General features: G+C 70.4%; 19 protein-coding genes. 9 read left to right on the top strand and 10 right to left on the bottom strand.

Annotated elements, in window-relative coordinates; all coding sequences use genetic code 11:
- Positions 1 to 27 precede the first annotated feature (27 nt).
- From ftsW to DMP23_RS14595, 3 genes are all read left to right on the top strand, one after another.
- Positions 28 to 1,221, top strand: coding sequence for a putative lipid II flippase FtsW (ftsW, locus tag DMP23_RS14605; RefSeq protein ID WP_337821333.1), 1,194 nt, complete (start codon positions 28 to 30; stop codon positions 1,219 to 1,221).
- Positions 1,218 to 1,604 carry a hypothetical protein gene (locus DMP23_RS14600; protein ID WP_037811455.1) on the top strand — a complete coding sequence of 129 codons (387 nt, stop codon included), beginning with the start codon at positions 1,218 to 1,220 and terminating at the stop codon, positions 1,602 to 1,604. The genes ftsW and DMP23_RS14600 overlap by 4 nt, the downstream gene beginning before the upstream one ends.
- 128 nt (positions 1,605 to 1,732) lie before the next feature.
- Entirely contained in the window at positions 1,733 to 2,989 is a 1,257-nt protein-coding gene (locus tag DMP23_RS14595) for a phosphatase PAP2 family protein (protein WP_337821332.1), read from the top strand.
- On the opposite strand, the gene phoU is transcribed toward DMP23_RS14595, so the two are convergent.
- The 3 genes from phoU to DMP23_RS14580 all read right to left on the bottom strand — a co-directional run bounded on the left by phoU (position 2,901) and on the right by DMP23_RS14580 (position 4,745).
- Complete coding sequence (phoU, locus tag DMP23_RS14590) at positions 2,901 to 3,545, bottom strand: phosphate signaling complex protein PhoU (protein WP_037811453.1); 645 nt, start codon at positions 3,543 to 3,545, stop codon at positions 2,901 to 2,903. The two genes, DMP23_RS14595 and phoU, sit on opposite strands and share 89 nt — an antisense overlap.
- Positions 3,546 to 3,556: 11 nt before the next feature.
- Positions 3,557 to 3,913 (bottom strand): hypothetical protein, encoded by a 357-nt coding sequence (locus DMP23_RS14585; protein WP_037811451.1) that lies wholly within the window; start codon positions 3,911 to 3,913, stop codon positions 3,557 to 3,559.
- Positions 3,914 to 4,001: 88 nt separating this feature from the next.
- Positions 4,002 to 4,745, bottom strand: coding sequence for a dienelactone hydrolase family protein (locus tag DMP23_RS14580; RefSeq protein WP_337821331.1), 744 nt, complete (start codon positions 4,743 to 4,745; stop codon positions 4,002 to 4,004).
- A gap of 189 nt (positions 4,746 to 4,934) precedes the next feature.
- Here DMP23_RS14580 and DMP23_RS14575 point away from each other — a divergent pair, with 189 nt between their 5' ends.
- Entirely contained in the window at positions 4,935 to 7,574 is a 2,640-nt protein-coding gene (locus tag DMP23_RS14575) for a glycoside hydrolase family 3 protein (RefSeq protein ID WP_337821330.1), read from the top strand.
- Here the strand turns inward: DMP23_RS14575 and DMP23_RS14570 are convergent.
- On the bottom strand, positions 7,564 to 8,247 hold the full coding sequence (locus DMP23_RS14570; RefSeq protein ID WP_337821329.1) for an FMN-dependent NADH-azoreductase: 684 nt from the start codon (positions 8,245 to 8,247) through the stop codon (positions 7,564 to 7,566). The genes DMP23_RS14575 and DMP23_RS14570 overlap by 11 nt on opposite strands.
- A gap of 72 nt (positions 8,248 to 8,319) precedes the next feature.
- Between DMP23_RS14570 and DMP23_RS14565 the strand changes: the two genes are divergently transcribed.
- Positions 8,320 to 9,177, top strand: a complete 858-nt coding sequence (locus tag DMP23_RS14565; RefSeq protein WP_337821328.1) for a sigma-70 family RNA polymerase sigma factor — start codon at positions 8,320 to 8,322, stop codon at positions 9,175 to 9,177.
- 4 nt (positions 9,178 to 9,181) lie between these two features.
- Here the strand turns inward: DMP23_RS14565 and DMP23_RS14560 are convergent, their stop codons facing one another.
- Positions 9,182 to 9,595 (bottom strand): nuclear transport factor 2 family protein, encoded by a 414-nt coding sequence (locus DMP23_RS14560; protein WP_337821327.1) that lies wholly within the window; start codon positions 9,593 to 9,595, stop codon positions 9,182 to 9,184.
- 51 nt (positions 9,596 to 9,646) lie between these two features.
- On the opposite strand from DMP23_RS14560, the gene DMP23_RS14555 reads away from it, so the two are divergent.
- Positions 9,647 to 10,129, top strand: coding sequence for a MarR family winged helix-turn-helix transcriptional regulator (locus DMP23_RS14555; protein WP_337821326.1), 483 nt, complete (start codon positions 9,647 to 9,649; stop codon positions 10,127 to 10,129).
- Between the two features lie 11 nt (positions 10,130 to 10,140).
- Here DMP23_RS14555 and DMP23_RS14550 read toward each other — a convergent pair whose 3' ends face one another.
- Complete coding sequence (locus DMP23_RS14550; protein WP_337821325.1) at positions 10,141 to 11,121, bottom strand: AraC family transcriptional regulator; 981 nt, start codon at positions 11,119 to 11,121, stop codon at positions 10,141 to 10,143.
- Between the two features lie 130 nt (positions 11,122 to 11,251).
- Between DMP23_RS14550 and DMP23_RS14545 the strand changes: the two genes are divergently transcribed.
- Positions 11,252 to 12,088: an NmrA family NAD(P)-binding protein gene (locus tag DMP23_RS14545; protein WP_337821324.1), complete on the top strand. Its 837-nt coding sequence runs from the start codon at positions 11,252 to 11,254 to the stop codon at positions 12,086 to 12,088.
- 111 nt (positions 12,089 to 12,199) lie between these two features.
- Here DMP23_RS14545 and DMP23_RS14540 read toward each other — a convergent pair whose 3' ends face one another.
- The gene (locus DMP23_RS14540; protein ID WP_337821323.1) at positions 12,200 to 12,559 is read right to left on the bottom strand and encodes a hypothetical protein; all 360 of its coding nucleotides are present in this window, start codon (positions 12,557 to 12,559) and stop codon (positions 12,200 to 12,202) included.
- Positions 12,560 to 12,743: 184 nt separating this feature from the next.
- Between DMP23_RS14540 and DMP23_RS14535 the strand changes: the two genes are divergently transcribed.
- Complete coding sequence (locus DMP23_RS14535) at positions 12,744 to 14,129, top strand: helix-turn-helix domain-containing protein (RefSeq protein ID WP_337821322.1); 1,386 nt, start codon at positions 12,744 to 12,746, stop codon at positions 14,127 to 14,129.
- A gap of 4 nt (positions 14,130 to 14,133) precedes the next feature.
- Here the strand turns inward: DMP23_RS14535 and DMP23_RS14530 are convergent, their stop codons facing one another.
- The 3 genes from DMP23_RS14530 to DMP23_RS14520 all read right to left on the bottom strand — a co-directional run bounded on the left by DMP23_RS14530 (position 14,134) and on the right by DMP23_RS14520 (position 16,280).
- Positions 14,134 to 14,949, bottom strand: coding sequence for an alpha/beta hydrolase (locus DMP23_RS14530; protein WP_337821321.1), 816 nt, complete (start codon positions 14,947 to 14,949; stop codon positions 14,134 to 14,136).
- A gap of 223 nt (positions 14,950 to 15,172) precedes the next feature.
- Entirely contained in the window at positions 15,173 to 15,895 is a 723-nt protein-coding gene (locus tag DMP23_RS14525) for a DsbA family protein (RefSeq protein WP_134727357.1), read from the bottom strand.
- Positions 15,896 to 15,920: 25 nt separating this feature from the next.
- Complete coding sequence (locus tag DMP23_RS14520; RefSeq protein WP_051171745.1) at positions 15,921 to 16,280, bottom strand: ArsR/SmtB family transcription factor; 360 nt, start codon at positions 16,278 to 16,280, stop codon at positions 15,921 to 15,923.
- Positions 16,281 to 16,532: 252 nt separating this feature from the next.
- On the opposite strand from DMP23_RS14520, the gene mgtA reads away from it, so the two are divergent.
- Complete coding sequence (gene mgtA / locus DMP23_RS14515; protein WP_337821320.1) at positions 16,533 to 19,100, top strand: magnesium-translocating P-type ATPase; 2,568 nt, start codon at positions 16,533 to 16,535, stop codon at positions 19,098 to 19,100.
- Positions 19,101 to 19,108: the final 8 nt, after the last annotated feature.

Genomic DNA, 19,108 nt, shown 5'->3' with positions numbered 1-19,108 from the left:
AAGCGGATACGGCACACACTCGCGCAAGTGGAATCGCCAACCGAACGGGACCGCAAACCGGCACGGCACGCAATCGGGCAGTTTTTCGCGCATCCGCTCGCGTCGTTCCGCATCATCGTCGGAATCTGGGCGCTGCTGACGCTGCTCGGCGCGGTGATGGCGCTGTCGTCCTCCCCTGCTCCCGGAACCGGGGTGTACCAAGCCTTCTTCCGGCATTTGACGTTCGTCGCGTTCGGCGTCGTCGCCTTCGTGCTCGGACTGCGCGTCCCGTTTTCCCGGCTGCGCAAGGCCGCCACCCCGGCGCTCGCCGCCGCAGTGGTGCTGCTGCTACTGGTACTGACCCCGCTGGGTTCCGACCACGGCGGCGCGCAACGCTGGCTTTCCGCCGGGCCGTTCACCTTGCAGCCAGTGGAAATCGCGAAGGTCGCGCTGGTGTTCTGGGGCGCGCATTTGCTCGTGTCAAAAGAGAAGGTGCTGCACCATTGGCGGCATCTGCTGGTGCCGCTGATCCCGGTGACGCTCGCGTTGTGCGCGCTGCTGCTGGCCCAGCCGAATCTCAGCGGCACGGTCACGCTCGCGCTGATCACCTTGGGCTTGCTGTGGTTCGCCGACGCGCCGAAGCGGTTGTTCGCCGCGATTCTCGCCGGCGGGGTCGCCGGAATCGTCGCACTCGCCCTTTTCGCCAGTTATCGTCTCGCGCGCATCCTTTCTTTTCTTTCGCCGAATCCCGACGCGAGTGGCAGCGGCTACCAGGCACAGCAGGCGCAATACGCCCTCGCCGACGGCGGCTGGTTCGGCGTCGGGCTCGGCCGCGGCGCGGCGAAGTGGAGCTATCTGCCGGACGTCCAGAACGACTTCGTCTTCGCGCTCGTCGGCGAGGAACTAGGGTTCGCCGGTTGTCTCGTGGTGCTGGGCCTGTTCGGCTACCTGGCGGTGATCGGCCTGCGCACCGCGGCGCGGGTCCCCGATCCGTGGGTGCGGCTCGTCGCCGGGACCACCACCCTGCTGCTGGTCGCGCAGGCGCTGATCAACATCGGCTACGTCGCGGGCGCGCTGCCGGTGACCGGCGTGACGCTTCCGCTGGTGTCCGCGGGAGGCACCTCGCTCGTGGTCACCATGCTGCAGTTCGGCATCCTCGCCCAGGCCGCGCGGGAGGAACCGGCCGCGCGGACGTTCCTCGCCGGGCTGCGGAAGAACGGCTCCGGTACAGTCCCAGCGTGATCACCAAGGCACTCTCCGCCACCTGCGCGGCCGTCGCGCTCGCCGGGCTGGCCGCGTGCTCCAACCCGACCGGCAAGTCGTGGGCGATCACCTACGAGATCACCTCCGACCAGCAGACCACGGCCACCGGCGTCGCCTACGGCGAATCCGGCAACCGCTACGAGGACAAGGTCGCGCCGCACCAGCTCACCGGCCCGCTCGGGCTGCCGTGGAAACAGGACGTCGTGGTCAGCGCCGGACAGAAAGCCTCGGTCACCGCCACGCCGTCGACCGCCGCGACGCTGCGCTGCCGGATCCTGCTGGACAAGACGAAGGAACTCGCCAAGGCGAGCGCTCCCGGCCCCGGCAAGCCGGTGACCTGCGAGCACACCACCGACTCCTGACCCGTCCCGGAGCGTCCCCGCGGACTCGCGGGGCGTCGCCGGCTCCCCTCCGCCGCTCGGTACGCTCGTGACCTTCGGGTGAACGCGAGATGGCCGCCAGGCGAACCGGCGGACCGGAGAGGGGTTGTATGGCGACCACGGCCGGAGCTTCCAGCAGCGAGACGTACGACGCGATCACCCATTTCGCCCACGCCATGCCGGGCTGGGTGCAGTCTCTCGTGCTGGCGTACACGCACTACGGCCTGGTCCTCGTGGCCCCGTTCTTCGCGTGGCTCTGGTGGCGGGCGCGCGGGACCGGCTCGCCCGAGCGGATGGCCGCGGCGCTGCTCGTTCCGGCGGCCACCGTGGTCGCCTACGTGCTCAGCGAGATCATCAAGGCCTTCGTCCACGAGCAGCGGCCCTGCCGGGGACTGCCGCCGGACGCGATCGTCGGCGCCTGCCCGCCGCCAGGCGACTGGTCGTTCCCGAGCAACCACTCCACCATCGCGGCCGCGGTCGCGCTCGGCGGGGCCTTCGCGTGGCACAAGGGTGCGCCGTGGCTCGCGGCCTTCGCGGCGACGATGGGCTTCTCGCGGGTGTTCGTGGGGGCGCACTACCCGCACGACGTCCTGATCGGGCTCGCGCTCGGGGCCGGGATGGCGTTGCTGCTGCAGCGATACGCGCTGGGTCCGGCCGCCGGACTCGTGCGGCGGTTCGCGGGCAAAGTGCCGTTCGGGTTGCTGGGCGTGGTGCCGGAAAGCGCGGAAGCTGCGACAGCCCAACCCAATCCGGACGGCGATGCTTCGCCAGGCCAGGCCGCCGGTGCGCGGCCGAGTGCTCGCGACGCAGGTGCGCCTCCCACTCGCCGCGTCGGCCCGCCCGAAGCCCGCGACGCCAGCGGTCGTCCCGTCCGGCCGCCCCGGCGGCAGAATTCGCAGCCCCTCCGCACCGCCGCGCCGCAACCGGGTGCGGCGGACGCACCGGCACCGCGACGGCAGAACTCCCAGCCGATCCGCACGGCCGCGCCCCAGCCCCGCGCGGCGGACGCCCCGGCTCCCGGACGGCAAAACCCCCAGCCGCCCCGCATGACTCCGCCGCCTCGTGCAGCGGACGCACCCGCTCCGGGTCGGCAGAACTCGCAGCCGATGCCCCAGGCCCGGCCCGTCGACGGCCCGCCGCAGAACCGTCCGCCCGCGCAGCCGCCGGTCCGTCCGGCTCGGCAGCAGCCGCGTCCGGCCGGTCCGCCGCAGGGCCGCGCCGCGGGTTCGCCGCCGCCGCGTCCGTCGAACCAGGCCCAGGCCGGTCCGCCGCCGGAGGTCAGCCCGGGAGATCGCCCGTCGCGGCGAACTCCAGGCGCTTCGCGACCGACACCGCCTGGTCGGCGAAACGCTCGTAGAAACGGGTGAGCAGGCTCAGCGCGACCGCGATCCGCTGGTCCTGCGTCCAGTCCGGGGCGGTGACCGTCGCCATCACGCGGGCGTGCAGTTCGTCCACGCGTTCGTCGGCGCGGCTCAGTTCGGCGTAGCCGCCGCGGGCCTCGCCGTGCACGAGGTCGGCGAGCCGCTCGGCCATCGCCGAGGTGACCTCGCCCAGCTCCGCGAACACCGCCTCCAGATCGGCGGGAACGGTCGGCTCCGGGTGGCCGCGGCGCGCGGTGCCCGCGATGTGCGCGGCGAGATCGCCCATCCGCTCGAGCTTCTCCGCGCAGTACACCGCGGCCAGCACGGCGCGCAGGTCGCCGGCCACCGGGGCCTGCAGGGCGAGCAGCGAATACGCCTCGTCCTCGCAGGTCGCGCGCTGGTCGTCGAGGTCGGCGTCGCCGCTGAGCACCTGCTCGGCCAGCGGCAGGTCCATGGTCAGCAGCGCCCGGGTGGCCCGGCGCATCGCCTCCGCCGCCGCCTCGGCCATCGCCGCCAGACGCCCTTCGAGCTGTTTCAGGTCGTCCTGGAAGCCTTCGCGCATGTCGAGCGACTTTACCGGCGGCCGGCGAACAGGCCCGCGTCGGCCAGCGGCCAGGCCTCCTCGGGCTCGGCCAGCTCGTAGCTGTGGCTGCCCTCGTGCCCGCCGGGCACCCGGCAGAAAACGCCCTCGTCGGACTCCGCGCCGCATCGCGCGCGGGTCTCCAGCACGCGGCGGCCGGGCCACCAGCGCAGCCACATCAGCGGCTCCTCGCCGCGTCCGCCGACGGGCGTCGCGTGCTCGTGGCCGTGCCCGGCCTCCAGCTCGCAGAACAGCTCGGGCTCCGTCCCGCGGACCGCGACGCTCCGCAGGACCGAGCGCTCGCGCCCGGTCAGCTCCACCGGTTCGCGGCACAGCGCACCTTCGGCCATGCGGCCAGCGTAAACGGCCGCCGCCGATTCCGCGCGCAGGGCCCGGCCGCGCGCGCGTCCCGCGTGCCGGGCCCTGCTCTTCCGCAGGTCAGCGCACCCGCTCCAGGAGCGCGAACAGGTTCTCCCAGTGCCGCTTCTCGCCCTCGGCGTGGTACGCGGCCGTGTCCGACATCGTGAACCCGTGCGACGCGCCCTCGTACACCTCCGACCGGTAGGTCACCCCGGCCTCGTCGAGCGCGTGCTCGAGCGTCTTGATCTGCTCCGCGGTGGCCGACGGGTCCTGGTCGGCGTGCCCGAAGTACACCTCGCCGGTGATCGAGCCGACCCGCAGGTGCGGGCTGTCCGGCTGGTCGGTGGCGAGGCGTCCGCCGTGGAACGACGCGATCGCCTTGACCCGGCCCGGGAACGCCTCGATCACGCGCAGCGCGTTCGTGCCGCCCATGCAGTACCCGGTGATCACGACCGGTCCCGGCGCGACGCCGTCCTGCGCGGCGAACCAGTCCAGGTACTTCTCCGCGTCGCGAGTGATCGCTTCGGTGTCCAGAGCCTCGATCATGGGCATCAGCTTGCCGAAGACCTCGCCCCGTCGCTCCGGGTCTTCCAGAGCGGCGAAGTCCACCAACGGCGTCCGGCCGCCGCGGTAGAGCAGGTTCGGCGCGAGCACGGCATAGCCCTTCTCGGCGATCCGGTCGGCCATCTCCTCGATCCGCGGCCGCAGCCCGAACGCGTCCGGGAAGAGCAGCACCCCGGGATGCGGCCCGCCGTCCGGCACGGCCAAGTACGCGTCCGCGGTCCCGTCAGCGGCCGGAACGTCTGGCTTTTCCTTGCGCATCCGCTTTGTCCTCCATTGATTGCAGTGCGTACGAGATCAATCTATCCCTGCGCCCGCGCCGCGCGAATGTCCCGTTTCCTGTCCGGTTATTGGACTGAACCACTGCGGTCGGCGGATTGACGGAGTCCGGTTTGCCCGGTCAGGATCACCGGGCCCGCTCCGGGCCGCCCTCCGCAGAACGGACTGTCGATGGCCAGACCTCCACGTTCCCCGCGCGCCCGGAACCGGGTCGCGCTCGCCGCGCTCGTCCTCCTGGGCGGGCTCGTTCCCGCCCAGGCCGCCCAGGCCGCCCCTCCCCCGCGCCAGCCGGAGATCGGCCGTCCCGCGCTCGACCGCAACGGGTGCGCCCGCATCGAAGACTCGCTGCCCCAGCTGGCCGACTGGCCCAAGGTGCGCAGCGCGATGCCGAAGAACCCGGTCGACGAATGGCGGATCAGGCAGATCGTCTCCGGCATGTCGCTTGAAGAAAAAGTCGGGCAGATGACCCAGCCCGAGATCGCCGCGATCACGCCGGCCGAGGTGACCCAGTACTCGATCGGGTCGGTGCTCAACGGCGGCGGCTCGTGGCCGGGCGGGAACAAGCACGCCGGCCAGCAGGACTGGCTGAAGCTCGCGGATTCCTATTGGGACGCGGCCAAGGCCACGAGGACAAAGATCCCGGTAATTTGGGGCATAGATGCCGTGCACGGGAATAACAATGTGTACGGCTCCACTGTTTTCCCGCAGAACATCGCGCTCGGCGCGGCGCACGACCCGTGCCTGGTGCGCGATGTCGAGAACTCGACCGCGCGGCAGATCCGCGCGACGGGCCAGGACTGGGCGTTCGCGCCGACTCTCGCCGTCGTGCAGGACGACCGCTGGGGCCGCACTTACGAAGGCTTTTCCGAGGACCCGCGTATCACCCGCGCCTACGGGTACGAGGCCATGAACGGTCTGCAAGCCGGGGCCCGCCTGCGCATCGGCGCGAACGGCGTGATCGGCACCGCCAAGCACTTCATCGGCGACGGCGGCACGACCAACGGCCAGGACCAGGGCGTGAACGCTTCGTCGGAAGCGGACATGATCAACCTGCACGGCCAGGGCTACTACGGCGCGCTCGCCGCGGGCGCGCAGACGGTCATGGCGTCGTTCAACAGCTGGACCAACCCCGACCTCGGCATCAACGAGGGCAAGATCCACGGCAGCGACAAGGTCCTCAACCAGATCCTCAAGGGCAAGATGGGCTTCGACGGCCTCGTCGTGTCGGACTGGAACGGCATCGGCCAGGTGACCGGCTGCACCAACTCCAGCTGCCCGCGCGCGATCAACGCGGGCATCGACGTCGTGATGGTCCCGAACGACTGGAAAGACTTCATCGCCAACACGGTCGCGCAGGTGCGCGGGGGCGAGATCCCGATGTCCCGCATCGACGACGCGGTCACCCGGATCCTGCGGGTCAAGATGCGCGCCGGGCTGTTCGAGGAGCGCAAGCCTTCGCAGCGCTGGTACGCCGGTTCGCCGGACGCGTTGACGGACAAGGCACTCGCGCGCGACGCGGTGCGGAAGTCGCAGACGCTGCTGAAGAACAACGGCAACGTGCTTCCCTTGGCGCGCAACGCGAAGGTGCTCGTGGTCGGCAAGAGCGCGGACAGCATCTCGAACCAGACCGGCGGCTGGACGCTGACCTGGCAGGGCACCGGGAACACCAACGCGGACTTCCCCGGCGCGACCTCGATCCTCGCCGGGCTCAAGGAGGATCTCGCCAACGTCACCTTCGACCCCACAGGCACCGTCGACCCCAAGGGTTATGACGCCGTCATCGCTGTTGTCGGCGAGACTCCGTACGCGGAAGGCGTCGGCGATCTGCAGCGGAAGAGCCTTGAAGCGGCCAAGCTGTATCCGGAAGACCTTGCGGTGCTGGACAAAGTCAGCGGCAAGGGCACTCCGGTGGTGACGGTGTACGTCAGCGGCCGCCCGCTGTACGTCGACAAGGAACTCAACCGTTCCGACGCGTTCGTCGCCGCTTGGCTGCCCGGCACCGAAGGCGGGGGCGTCGCGGACATGCTGGTGCGCGGCAAGGACCACGGCGGATACCGCGGCAAGCTGTCCTACTCGTGGCCGAAGAGCGCCTGCCAGACTCCGCTCAACCCGTGGAGTCCCGGCTACGACCCGCTGTTCAAGCTCGGCTACGGCCTCACCTCGAACCAGCGGACCACCGTCGGCAAACTCGACGAGACCGAGGGCCCGGCCCGCTGCGGTGCGACCGACGGCGGCGGCACCGCGACCGAGGACCTGCCGATCTACGACCGCACGGATGTCGCGCCGTACAAGAGTTTCATCGGTTCGGCGTCGAACTGGGGCGGCACCGAGATCGGCGCGGACGGCACTGCTTCGCATCCGGAGATCACCGTGGTCCCGGCCGACGTCAACGTCCAGGGCGACGGCCTGAAGGCGACGTGGACCGGCACCGGCGCGGCACAGCTGTATTCGCAGCATCCCGGCGGCACTGACGATCTGCGCGGATATCCCAACGCCGACGGCGCGCTCGAGTTCGACGTGATCGTGCATTCGCCGCCGGTGAACCGGACGGTCGTCAGCCTGCACTGCGTCTATCCGTGCTCGTCGGAGGTCAACGCGACGAAGCTGTTCGGCGATCTGCCCGCCGGGCAGAAGTCGACGGTGAAGATCCCGTTGTCCTGCTTCGCGAGCGGGCTGGACTTCGAGAGCATCGACACGCCGTTCCTCGTCTACACCGACGGCCCGTTCTCCGCGTCGTTCGCGAACGTGCGGTGGTCGCCCGGCGGGGCGAAGGATCCGGACGCGCGGAAGTGCTCCGACCTCACCGGATAGCCCGCGCCAGCTCGACGACCCGGGACCTGGCCGCCGCGCGCGACGCGGCGGCCAGGTCCTCGAGCCCGTCCAGCGCGGGGACGTCGCCGACCCGGGTGAACTCCTGGGACACGAACGTCAGCCGCTCCACGCCCTTGTCGGCGAGGTAGGCGCGCAGATACGACTCCTGGAACTCGAACGCCTCGCGCGGCGTGCCGGGCCCGTATCCGCCGCCGCGAGCATTCACGACCACGAAATCCTTGTCCGCCAGCAGTTTCCGGCCGGTTTCCGGATCGGCGAACACGCCGGGGAAGCTGATCCGGTCGATCCACGCCTTGAGCGTCGCGGGCACGCCGAAGTTGTACATCGGCACCCCGATCAGCACGGCGCGGGCTTCGCGCACCTCGTTCACCAGCGGCAGCGTCAGGTCCCATTCGCGCTGTTCGTCGGCGTCCGCGGTCAGCGTCGCGATGTCTTCCAGCGACAGCACTCCCTTGCGTTCCACCCGGCGGCCGAGCCGCGCGTACGCCTCGCGCAGCGGCGGCACGGGTTCGGCGGACACGTCTCGGTGCCGAACGGTCCCGCCGCCGCTCCGCCACTCGTCGGCGAACAACGCGCCCAGCTGCCTGCTCACCGACGCCTCGCAGTCGGCGCTCGAATCGATGTGCAGCAAAGGCGCTAGCATGACGGTCATCCGGTTCCTCTCCTCGTCCTTGGTCCTCGGGCCGGCACTCCCATGACGGATCGAGACGGGAAAAGGTGACCGATGGACGACGCACTGGCGCGGCGCTTCGAGGACGAGCGCCCGCGGCTGCACGCGCTGGCCTACCGCATGCTGGGTTCGGCGGCCGAGGCCGAGGACGTCGTGCAGGAGTCGTGGCTGCGGCTGAATCGCACGTCCGGCGTCGACAACCTCGGCGGCTGGCTCACCACGGCGGTGTCCCGGCTGTGCCTGGACGCCCTGCGCGCCCGCCGCGAAACGCCCGTCTCCGCGGTGCCTGACGCCGCCGGCGGCGCTGTGCCCGAGGACGAGATCCTGCTGGCCGGCGAGGTCGGGCGGGCGCTGCTGGTGGTCCTGGACCGGCTCGCCCCGCCCGAACGGGTGGCGTTCGTGCTGCACGACCTGTTCGCGGTGCCGTTCGACGCGGTCGGCCCGATCCTCGACCGGACGCCCGCGACCGCCAAGAAACTCGCCAGCCGCGCGCGGTTGCGGGTCCGCGGGGAACCGGTCGTGCCGGTGGCGGAGCTGGCTGAGCACCGGGAAGTGGTGACGGCGTTCTTGGCAGCGGCCCGGGGCGGGGACATGGCGACTTTGCTGACCGTGCTCGCCCCGGATGTCGTGCGGCGCACCGATCCGGCGATGCTGCCGCCGGGGGCCGCCGCGGTGTTGCGCGGGGCGGACGAGGTCGCGCAGGGGACGAAACTGTTCGCCGGGACTGCGCGGTTGGCTGAACTCGCACTGATCGACGGGGATGTCGGGCTGGTGCTCGCTCCCGCCGGACGGTTGGTAGGGGTGCTGAGGATCGAGGTTCGCGCGGGTCTTCTCTGCGCGTATGAGGTAGTGGTGAGCGCCGAGCGGTTGGCGGGGATGGAGATCGCTACGCTCTCCTGCGATGGCGTATAGGGCGTTATACGACTTGGGTGTCGAACGGTTCGTAGCAGTCGAAGGTCTCGATCGAGGCGATCAGGCCGTCGGCGGTCTCGACGAACTGGGCGATGTGCGCGACGAGTTCGTCGCCGCGGCGGAACGGACCCGCGTCACGCGCGATCACCCCGCTCCAGGTGAGACGAAGGATCGCGGTGTCCCCCACCGCCGCGGCCGAGCGCACGTCGTACCGCTGGCTGGACATCAGTCCGGCGCCGGCCTCCGACGCCGCGAGCATTTGGTCCAGAGTGGCGCGAGCGCCCGCGGGCTTGAGCCGGTTCGGATGCTCGACGGTCGACGCCGTCGGGGCGAAGTACTTCCGGAGATTCTCGCCGCACTGCCCGGCCTCGAGCGCCCGCAGCAGAGACGTCGCAAGGGCAACCGGGTCGCGGTCCATAAGAACAACTATAGTTGTACAACCTTGGTTGTCAATTGCATGGTAGGCACCGTGACTCCCCTGGACCCGGCCGATCTCGACCTCGCCACCCTCGCCTGGCTGGCGGGCAGTTCCGCGAACCGGGCGATCCTGGCGGAACTGCGCGAGGCGGGCCACCCCGGCGTGCGCAACTCCCACGGGTACGTGATCCAGCACCTGATCGACCGGTCGCCCACCGTTTCCGAACTCGCCGGTCTTCTCGGCGTCACCCAGCAGGCGGCCTCGAAGCATCTTCTCGAACTGGAGCGGCTCGGCTATGTCGCGAGGGTTCCGGATCCCGCCGACAGCCGGGTGCGACGGGCCCAGCTCACCGACCGCGGTTGGCGGCTCGTCGACGACAGCCGCCGGATACGGCAGCAACTCGATGCGCGGCTGACGAAATCGGCGGGCAAGGACGCTGCCGAAGCGGCCCGGCTAGTCCTGGCTCGCGTGCTCGAAGCGACAGGCGGAACCGCGGACGTGATCGCGCGCCGCGCCGCCCTGCCCAGCGAATAAACCTGCCGCCATCACCGCGCATCAGCGGCGCCCTCATCACGACGATGCATCGCGCGATAACGACCGGGAGCCTGACCGACGACCCGTTTGAAGGCACGCGCGAACGCGAATTCCGAGTCGTAGCCCACCTTCCGGGCGATCTGGCGCAGCGGGGCTTGGCCCTCGCGCAGCAGGCGGGCGGCGACGGTCATCCGCCAGATGCCGAGGTACTCCATCGGGGTGTGCCCCGTTGTCGACGTGAATCGGCGGCTGAACCGGGCCCGCGGGACGCCGACGGAGTGCGCGAGTGCCTCCACGGTCCAGGGTTTGCCGGGATCGTCGTGCAAGAGCGCGAGCGCGGGGCCGACCGCCGGGTCGTGGAGCGCGCGGGCCCACCCGGCCAGCTGGTCGGGCTGGCCGAGGAACCAGGACCTCAGGGTGTAGGTGAACAGCAGGTCGAGCAGCGAGGCCACCACGGCGGGCGTGCCGCGGCCGGCGTGGTCGACCTCGGTGGTGAGCAGATGGACGGCGGCGGCGAGGGAGGTGCCGCGCATCTGGCTCGCCGTGACACGCACGACGTCGGGCAAAGATGCCAGGAACGGGTGCTGCGGCGAGGGTTCGAGCAGGTACGCGCCGCAGACCAGAACGGTCTCGGGACCGTCGCCCTCGATGACGAGGTCGGTGGCCGACAGCTCCTCCAGATCGGCGCCGAACAGTTCGCGCACGGTGCGCGCTGACCGGCCTGGAGTGTCGGCCGCGACGTGTCCAGCGCCGGACGGCAGCAACGCGACATCCCCTTGGGCGAGATGCAGCGCCTCTTCGCCGTCGGGGACGAGCACGCAGGAACCGGCGATCACGACGTAGATCGTGGCGATCGAGCGCGACTCGAACGCGAGGCCCCAAGGGGCCCGCAGCAGCGCCCGGCCGTAGACGACGCCGCCGCGCCGGAGGGCGGCAACGATGTCGCCCACGACGTCCGCCACATGGTCACGGCCGACCGCTTTCACCGGCATCGCCATACCCGATTCACTCCGCCATCGCGCTGAACGGATATGAATCTGTCGAGAGCTGTCATGGCGCGCGTCGATAACCCGTTCATACGGTGAAGTGGTTGCCGATTCGACCCTACCTTGCGAGGAACGCGTGCCTACCACAGTTCTTGTCCTCGGCGCGGCCGGCCGCACCGGACGCCGGGTGGTGTCGTTGCTGGCCGAGCAGGGGCACACGGTCCGGGTCCCGGGGAGACCGGAGGGTTCGGCGACGCCGGTCCGGTTCGACTGGAGCGACCCGGCGACCTACCCGCCCGCGCTGGACGGCGTGGACGCGATCTACCAGTGGCTTCCGATCAGTCCCGACCCCACGACCGAGGTCGCGGCGCTGCTGGACGACGCCAAGAGCGCCGGGGTTCGCCGGGTGGTCCACCTGTCGACGACGACGGCGCGGCTGGCCGGCGAGGGCTTCCCGCTGGACGAGGCCGAGCGGCTCCTCGAAACGGGACCGGTGCCCGCGACCATTCTGCGCCCCAACGTCTTCGCCGAGAACTTCTCCGAACACCCCGCGATTCTGCACGGCATCCGCACCGGGGTCGTCGCGGTTCCCGCGGGCGACGGCCGGGTCGCGCCGATCTCCGTCGAGGACATCGCCGCCGCGGCCGCGGCCGCCCTGACCGAGGACGGGCATCAGCACAAGACCTACTCGCTGACCGGACCCGATTCACTGTCCTTTTCGGACATGGCCGCGATCGTGGGCGAGGCCGCGGGAAAACCGGTGCGGTACCAGGCGATGGACCCGGCCGAGTTCCGCGACGCCTTGCTCCGCGGGGGCACGCCCGGTCCGGTCGCCGACTTCTACGCCGCCATGTACGAAGGCATCCGCAACGACTGGGCCGCCGACGTGACCGACGACGTCCAGCGGATCACCGGCCGGCCGCCGGTCTCCTTCGCCGACTACGCCAGCGCCGCGGCGGCCTTGTGGCGTTGATTCGGCGAGTCTGGCCCGCGTCGATGAGGCCTGCCCCAGCCCAGGGGAGGTGGCGTGCCGCGCCAGGCTGGGGCAGGCATAACGGTGCGGTGAGCGATGGGCGGGACGCTCCTAACCGCACCGAGCTCTATCGGGTTTCTCCCCTTTTCGCGGGTTGTCGGCCTCCCGCGAAACGGTGTCGTCGACTTTCGGGATGACGTCGGTGTCCTCGCCGGCGCCTTCGGCGGCGGCCTCCTCGGCCGTCCGGCGGAATTCGGCCAGCCGGGCTTGTTCGATCTCGGCCTGGACCTCGTAGTCGAGCCGGGCCTGGAGGTCGCGGACGGTCAGCTTTCCGCGCGGGGGCGGGACCGGCCGGCGCGCGTGCCAGAGCCACATCGAGAGCAGTACCAGCAGCAAGAGCACGCAACACCCGATGACCACCGCCGGATGGCCGGTGCGGGCCGCCTCGCCGAGCGTCGCTGCCGCCTTCATGCGATCCACCTCTCAGCTGCGGAAGTGTCTTCGCGGTGCCTCCCCACCATGGGGCCGGCCAGTGGCCTGGACCAGCCAGCAAACCGGGCGAAAAGCGGGCGGCAACCGAGCGAATCGTCTTGCCCCGCACACGGTGACCTGCGGTAATCTAGCGACCCCGCGTTGTTGCGAAGGGGTGTCGCCCATGGGCGAACGGCGAGAAGGACTTGTCCGGGCACGCAAAGCGGCGAACCTGACGCAAGAAAAGCTCGCCGCGCTGCTGCCCGCCGACGAAAAAAGCATCCGCGCCTGGGAATCCGGCCGGTCCGAGCCGCGTCCGCACCGCCGCGACCGGCTCGCCCGGCTGCTGCGCATCAGCCCCGCCCGGCTGGAGGAACTGCTCCGGGAAGGCACCCCGGCGGACCTCCGCAGGCCGCCGGGAGCGCCGAGCGTCCTGCTGCCCGTCGTCGTGGACGGGCGTCCGGTCGCGCTGCCGCTGGACCGGGCGACCGTCGCGGCCAGCGTCCTCGCCCGGCTCGTGCCCGCACCCGGCGACGCGGCCCCGCCAGCGGTTCCGACCACAGAATGGGACGCCATGAGCCCGCTCAGTCGCCGCTCACTGCTCAAGAACGGCCTGCCGGTCGCGGCTTTGCCCGCGCTGGGAATAGGCAGCGCCGAGCACGTCGCGCGAGCGCTGGAGAATCCCCGGCGGTACATGGACAAAACCGTCACGCACTATTTCCGGCGGCAACTCGACCAGTACAAATACGAGGACGGCGAACGCGGTCCGGCCAAAACGCTCCCGATGACGCTGGGCGTGCTGGACATCATCGACCGCATCGCCCGCGACGCGGCGCCCGAGGACCAGCGGGACCTGCTGCGAATCGGTTCGGAGGGCGCGGAGTTCGCCGGCTGGCTCTACCGCGACCGCAGGCAGATGGAAGATTCGCTGTACTGGCACGACCGCGCGATGGAATGGGCGCAGGCGGCGGGCGACGGCACGATGCAGGGCTACATTCTGCTCAAAAAAGCCCAGGTCGCCTACGACGAACGCGATCCGCGGCGGATGCTCATCCTCACCAGGGCGGTGCGCAACGGCCCCTGGTCGCTCCCCCGGCGCCTGCAGGCTGAAGCCGCCCAGCAGGAAGCCCGCGCGGAGGCGATGCTCGGCGCGTCGGCCGATCAGGTCAACCGCACCCTCGACGTCGCATGGAAACTGCTGGACGACGCCGGACCGGCCGAATCGCCGCTGGGCGCGCACTTCAACGCGACTCTCCTGAATATGCAGACCGCGATCTGCTACACCGAAGCGGGCGAACCGCGCCGGTCGGTCGAGCTGTACGAGAAAACGTTGAAGGAAACCCAATTCTCCCGGCGCGACTACGGTTTCTTCCTGTCCCTCATGGCAAACTCGCTGGCCCTTTCCGGCGAACCGGACCAAGCAGCCAAAACCGGCCTGATCTCCGCTCAGCGAGCCGCGGAAACGAACTCCCGGCGCACCAAAGAAGAACTCCGCCGGGTCGTGGAAGTGCTGAAGCCGTGGCACAACCGCCCGGACGTCCGGGAATTGCGCGAGGTGCTCAACGGCTGACCCGTCAGCGAAGCCATTCCCGGACTTCGCCGATCACCTGCCGTTGCCACGCTTGGGTCTGCGGATCGGCGTACCCGGGATCGTCGTGTACCGCGAAGCCGTGCTGTGCCCCGTCGAGCTGGAGCAGCCGGTGTTCGCAGGTCAGCTCCCGATCCGCGGCCCGCGACGACTCGACCGGGACGAAGGTGTCCTCGGTGCCGTGCACAATCAGCGTCGGCGCGGTGATGCGCGGCAGGTTTTCGCGGGCCTCGAACCAGAACGCCTCGTTGAGCAGCGCCCGGCCGAGCCGGAAGCCAGGCCCGTGACCGAGATAGCCCTGCTGTTTGAGATCGACGGCGCCGTGGTCGTCGAGGTAGCCGTCCGCCGACCACGCGGACTTCTCCTCGATGAACCGCGCGCGGTAGTCGATGAGGGGGTTGAACAGGACGAGCCGCTCGACGTCGTCCGGTCGCTTGGCCGCGTAATACGCCGCGACGCCACCGGAGAAACTGGCCGCCGCGAGCGAGGTCCGCACGCCCGGGACGGCGGTGGAAAGGTGCTCGATGCTGGCCCGGATCACGTTGAGCAGCGCGAAAAGCGTCAGATCCTCCTGGCGGCCTTCGCTTTCGCCGTGCCCGGGAAGGTCGACTCTCAGCGACGCTATACCGGCCTCGGCCAGGTGGTCGGCGAGGCGAGTGAAGAACCCGCCTTCCTCGCGGGTGACGCTCGCCCCTTGCACGAGCAACACCGCCCGGCGAACTCTGCCGTCCGGCTCGGTGAGGGTGCTGGCCAGGGTGAGGCCGTCCGGTGTACGAACTGTCCGATAGCTGTCGCGCGACATGGACACTCCCGGAGTTGTCGTCACCTCCCAGTGTGTCAGGTTCGCGCGTTCGGGGGATGAAATTCTCCGACGGTGTAACGAAGTCGACAGTTGAGTTCGGCACGCAGTGCCGAACCCCGCCGAATGGCGCAGTCTCGGCGGGGCCGGGCAAAGCGCGCGTTCTGTCCGGCATCAAGGCCGCCGAAGCTGTTCTCCAGCCAGGAGCCGATGCCCGCTCAGCCGCCTACTTCTTCAGCCTCCTGCTCCCGCCATGCCAATCCTGTTCCCTCCCAGCCTCCCCCGCCCCCACCCCGAACGACGGCAGCTGCGGCATCTCCCGCAAACTCCGCTTCAGCTCGGCGAAGCCCGGGAACGCCGCCAACCCCACCACGTGGTCCCACAGTTCCACCGCCTCCTCGTCCGACGGCAAGCGGCTGATCACCGGCCCGAAGAACGCGACTCCCTCCGGCGGCTGGAAGTGCAGGATCGGCGTCCCGACGTCCTTCCCGGTCAGCGAAAGCGCTTCATCCGTCTCCCTCTGGATCTCCGCGTCCCACGCAGCATCGTCGACCGCGTCCGCGAGGTCCGTCGGAAGGCCAGCGCGCGCAAGGGCCGTCGCAGCCGCCGAGCGGGTGCTGTGCGCGGCGCGGGCCTCGGCGGTGTGCTCGACCAGACCGCTTTCGAAGTTCTGCTCCCCCAGCGCCTCGTAGAGCAGACCGACCGCCTCGCGGCCTTGCGAGGCGCGCACCGCGGCTGCCAGGCGGAGCAACCGCAGGCCCGACGTGTGCGAAGCGTCGTACTCCGGCGGGAAGTGCGTCGAGTAGTCCAGATGGGCGTTCAGCAACCGCAGGGAAATGAACCGCCAGTCCACCGAGTACGAGCGCTGGCGGGCGACTTGGCGGACCCACTTGCTGGTCATCCACGCGAACGGGCACACCGGATCGAAGTAGAAGTTCAGCTCGGCCATGGCCCGACTCTACGTCCCGGAGAGCTCAAGCGCCTTTGCTGCGCCGCCCGGCCTCGCCGGACAGTTCCTGGTGATGCTGCACCGCCAGCTGGACGATGTGCCGCACGTGCGGATCGTCGAGCACATAGACCTGCCGCTTCCCCTCGCGACGGGCGCGGACGAGGCCGGCGAGTTTGAGTTTGCCCAGGTGGTGGCTGGCGGTCGGCACGGTCTGGCCGGTCTCCTCGGCGAGCGTGCCGACGTCGCGCTCCCCGTGCGACAGCAGCCAGAGCAGGTGCAGCCGCACGGTCGCGGAGAGCAGGCCGAACGTCGCGGCGGCGTCCTGCAGCAGGTCGGCGGGGAGCGGTTCCAGCGGGGGCTGGGATGGGGTGGACACGACGGACATCCTCTCGGGTGGGCTCTCAGCGTGACTTAGCCCCCATCACTTGCACAAGTGTTTGACTGTTTTCGTGATCTGCGCTCTACTGGTCCCCGGCCGGCGCGCTGGCGCCGGCCGATGAGTCTTGCGGAGGAGGTGAGCCGGGTGACCGGCGAAGGAAGTAGTCGGCACGACCGTGCGGGAACCCCGGCAGCCATCTAGGTCCGGACGAACCCCGCGCGGTCCGCTGCCGCCCAGCAGACCTCGAGGGGACGACCGATGACCCGCTTTCCCGCCCTGCGCGCCCACGGCGACGCGCCGGTGCTCACTCTCTTCCGGAATCTCGACAGCTCGCCCAAAGGCCTCACCGAAAACGAGGCAGCCGAACGGTTGCGCCGCTTCGGCGAGAACCGCATCGACGGCACAGACCGCGCGCCTGCCCATTTCTGGGCCGCCGCGCGGAGCCCGTTCGTCGCGTTGCTGACCGCGCTCGGCGTGGTTTTCGCCGGCGTCGGCGACATTCGCGGCGCGGTGACCGTCGGCGTGATGGTCGTGCTCAGCGTCGGCCTCCGCTTCTGGCAGCAGTCCCGGTCCGAGCGCGCGATCAGCGCGGTTCGCGATCAGATCACCACCACTGTCACCGTGCGTCGGCGCGCGGCCGCGGAGTTTCCCGGCAGCGAACGCGAGGTGCCCACGGGAGACCTCGTCCCGGGTGACGTCGTGCTGCTCGGGCCCGGCGACGTGATCCCGGCTGACGTGCGCATCGTCGCCGCCAAAGACTTCGTGGTCGACCAGTCCGCGCTGTCCGGCGAGGCACTGCCGGTCGCGAAGCAGGCACCCCGGCCCGGTAAGCACGAGGAGCACGAACTCGTCGAGACGCCCGCGCTCGCCTTCGCGGGTACGTCGGTGGTCGGTGGAACCGCGACCGCAGTGGTCGCCGCGACGGGCAGCGAGACCTACTTCGGCGCGCTCGCCGAGCAATCCGCCGAGCCGCGCGCGGAATCCAGCTTCGACGCCGGCGTGCGCCGCGTCGGGTGGACGCTCGTGCGGTTCATGCTGGTGATGGTGCCGATCGTGCTCGTCGTCAACGGCACGGTCACCGGGGACTGGGCACAGGCCGGGATGTTCGCGGTCGCCGTCGCGGTCGGTCTCACGCCGGAGATGCTGCCGGTCATCGTCACCACGAACCTCGCCCGGGGTGCGGCCGCGCTGTCCCGGCGGCAGGTGATTGTCAAGCGGCTCAACGCCATTCAGGATCTCGCCGCGATGGACGTGCTCTGCGTAGACAAGACCGGCACCCTCACCGAGGACCGGATCGCCTACGCGCACAGCGTCGACTACTCCGGCGGCCCGGACGGCGAAGCGGCCGAGTACGCAGGCCTCGCGGTGCGCTTCCAGACCGACCGGCACGACCGGCTGGACGAGGCGATCGAGGCTCTGTTCGACGGCGAAGCCGACCTGGTCACCGACGCGCTGTTCACCGGCGTCGCCGAGATCGGCTTCGACCACGCGCGCCGCCGGGCCAGCGTCGTGGTCCGGCGCGGCAGCGAGCACCTGCTGATCAGCAAGGGCGACCCGGACGAGATCCTGCCGCGCTGCAGCCACGCGCGCCGCGACGGTGTCGTCGCCGAATTCGACGACGCCGCCCGCATCGGCGCGGAAGAACTGGTGCGCGCGTACGCCGAACACGGCATGCGGGTGCTCGCGGTGGCCGCGCGGGAAGTCGAACCCAGGCTCGGCGGATTTGACGAAACTGACGAGAACGAGATGATCCTCGTCGGTTTCGTGGGATTCGTCGACCCGGTCCACGACGGCGTCGTCAACGCGGTGAAAACCCTTGGCGAGCAAGGGGTCGCGCTGAAAGTCCTGACCGGCGACAACCGGCACGTGGCCGCGCGCGTCGCGGATTCGGCAGGCATCCCGGTCGGCGAGGTCGTGCTCGGCCGCCAGGTCGAAGCGGCGGACGACGCCGAACTGCGCGAGATCGTCAAGGACACCACCGTCTTCGCGAAGCTCACGCCAGCGCACAAGGCCCGCGTGGTCACCGCGTTGCGCGAGAACGGCCGTGCGGTCGGCTTTGTCGGCGACGGCGTCAACGACGTCACCGCACTGCGCACCGCCGACGTCGGGATCGCTCCGGACACCGCCACCGACGCGGCCAAGGACGCGGCGGACCTGGTGCTGCTGGAACGCGACCTCGGCGTGCTCGCCCGCGGCGTGGCCGAAGGACGGCGGACGCTCGGCAACACGCTGAAGTACGTCAACATCACCGCCGCGTCGAACTTCGGCAACGTGCTGTCGGTGCTCGCCGCGAGCGCGTTCCTGCCGTTCCTGCCCATCCTGCCGATCCAGCTCGTGGTGTCGAACCTGCTCTACGACCTGGCTCAGCTCGCGCTCGCGTGGGACCGGGTGGACGAGGACTACCTCAGCAAACCGCGCCGCTGGGACGCCCGCGGGCTGACCGGCTTCATGCTCGTGTTCGGCCCGCTGTCGTCGCTGTTCGACCTCGCGACGTTCGCCGTGCTGTGGCACGTCTTCGGCGCGGGCGCGGACCCGCTGCTCTTCCAGACCGGCTGGTTCGTCGAGGGGCTGCTCTCGCAGCTGCTGGTCGTGCTCGTCCTGCGCGGACGCGGCACTCCCCTGCGCGCCAGCCGCCCGGTCGTGCTGGCGACGGCAGCCGCGGCGCTCGCCGGTTTGCTGGTGCCGCTGTCGCCGCTCGCGGGACCGTTGCGCATGCAGGCGCTGCCCGCCAGCTACCTGCTGTGGCTGGTGCTCGTGCTGGCCGGGTACGCGCTGGCCGCCCAGGCAGCGAAACGCGGTTACGCACGCCAGCGCGCGTGGTGGTAACCGTCCTT

It is taken from the genome of Amycolatopsis sp. A1MSW2902 (genome assembly GCF_017312175.1).
Classification (GTDB): Bacteria; Actinomycetota; Actinomycetes; order Mycobacteriales; family Pseudonocardiaceae; genus Amycolatopsis; species Amycolatopsis nivea.
The sequence above is the reverse complement of the archived record's forward strand: the minus strand, read 5'-3'. Positions and strand labels throughout refer to the sequence as shown.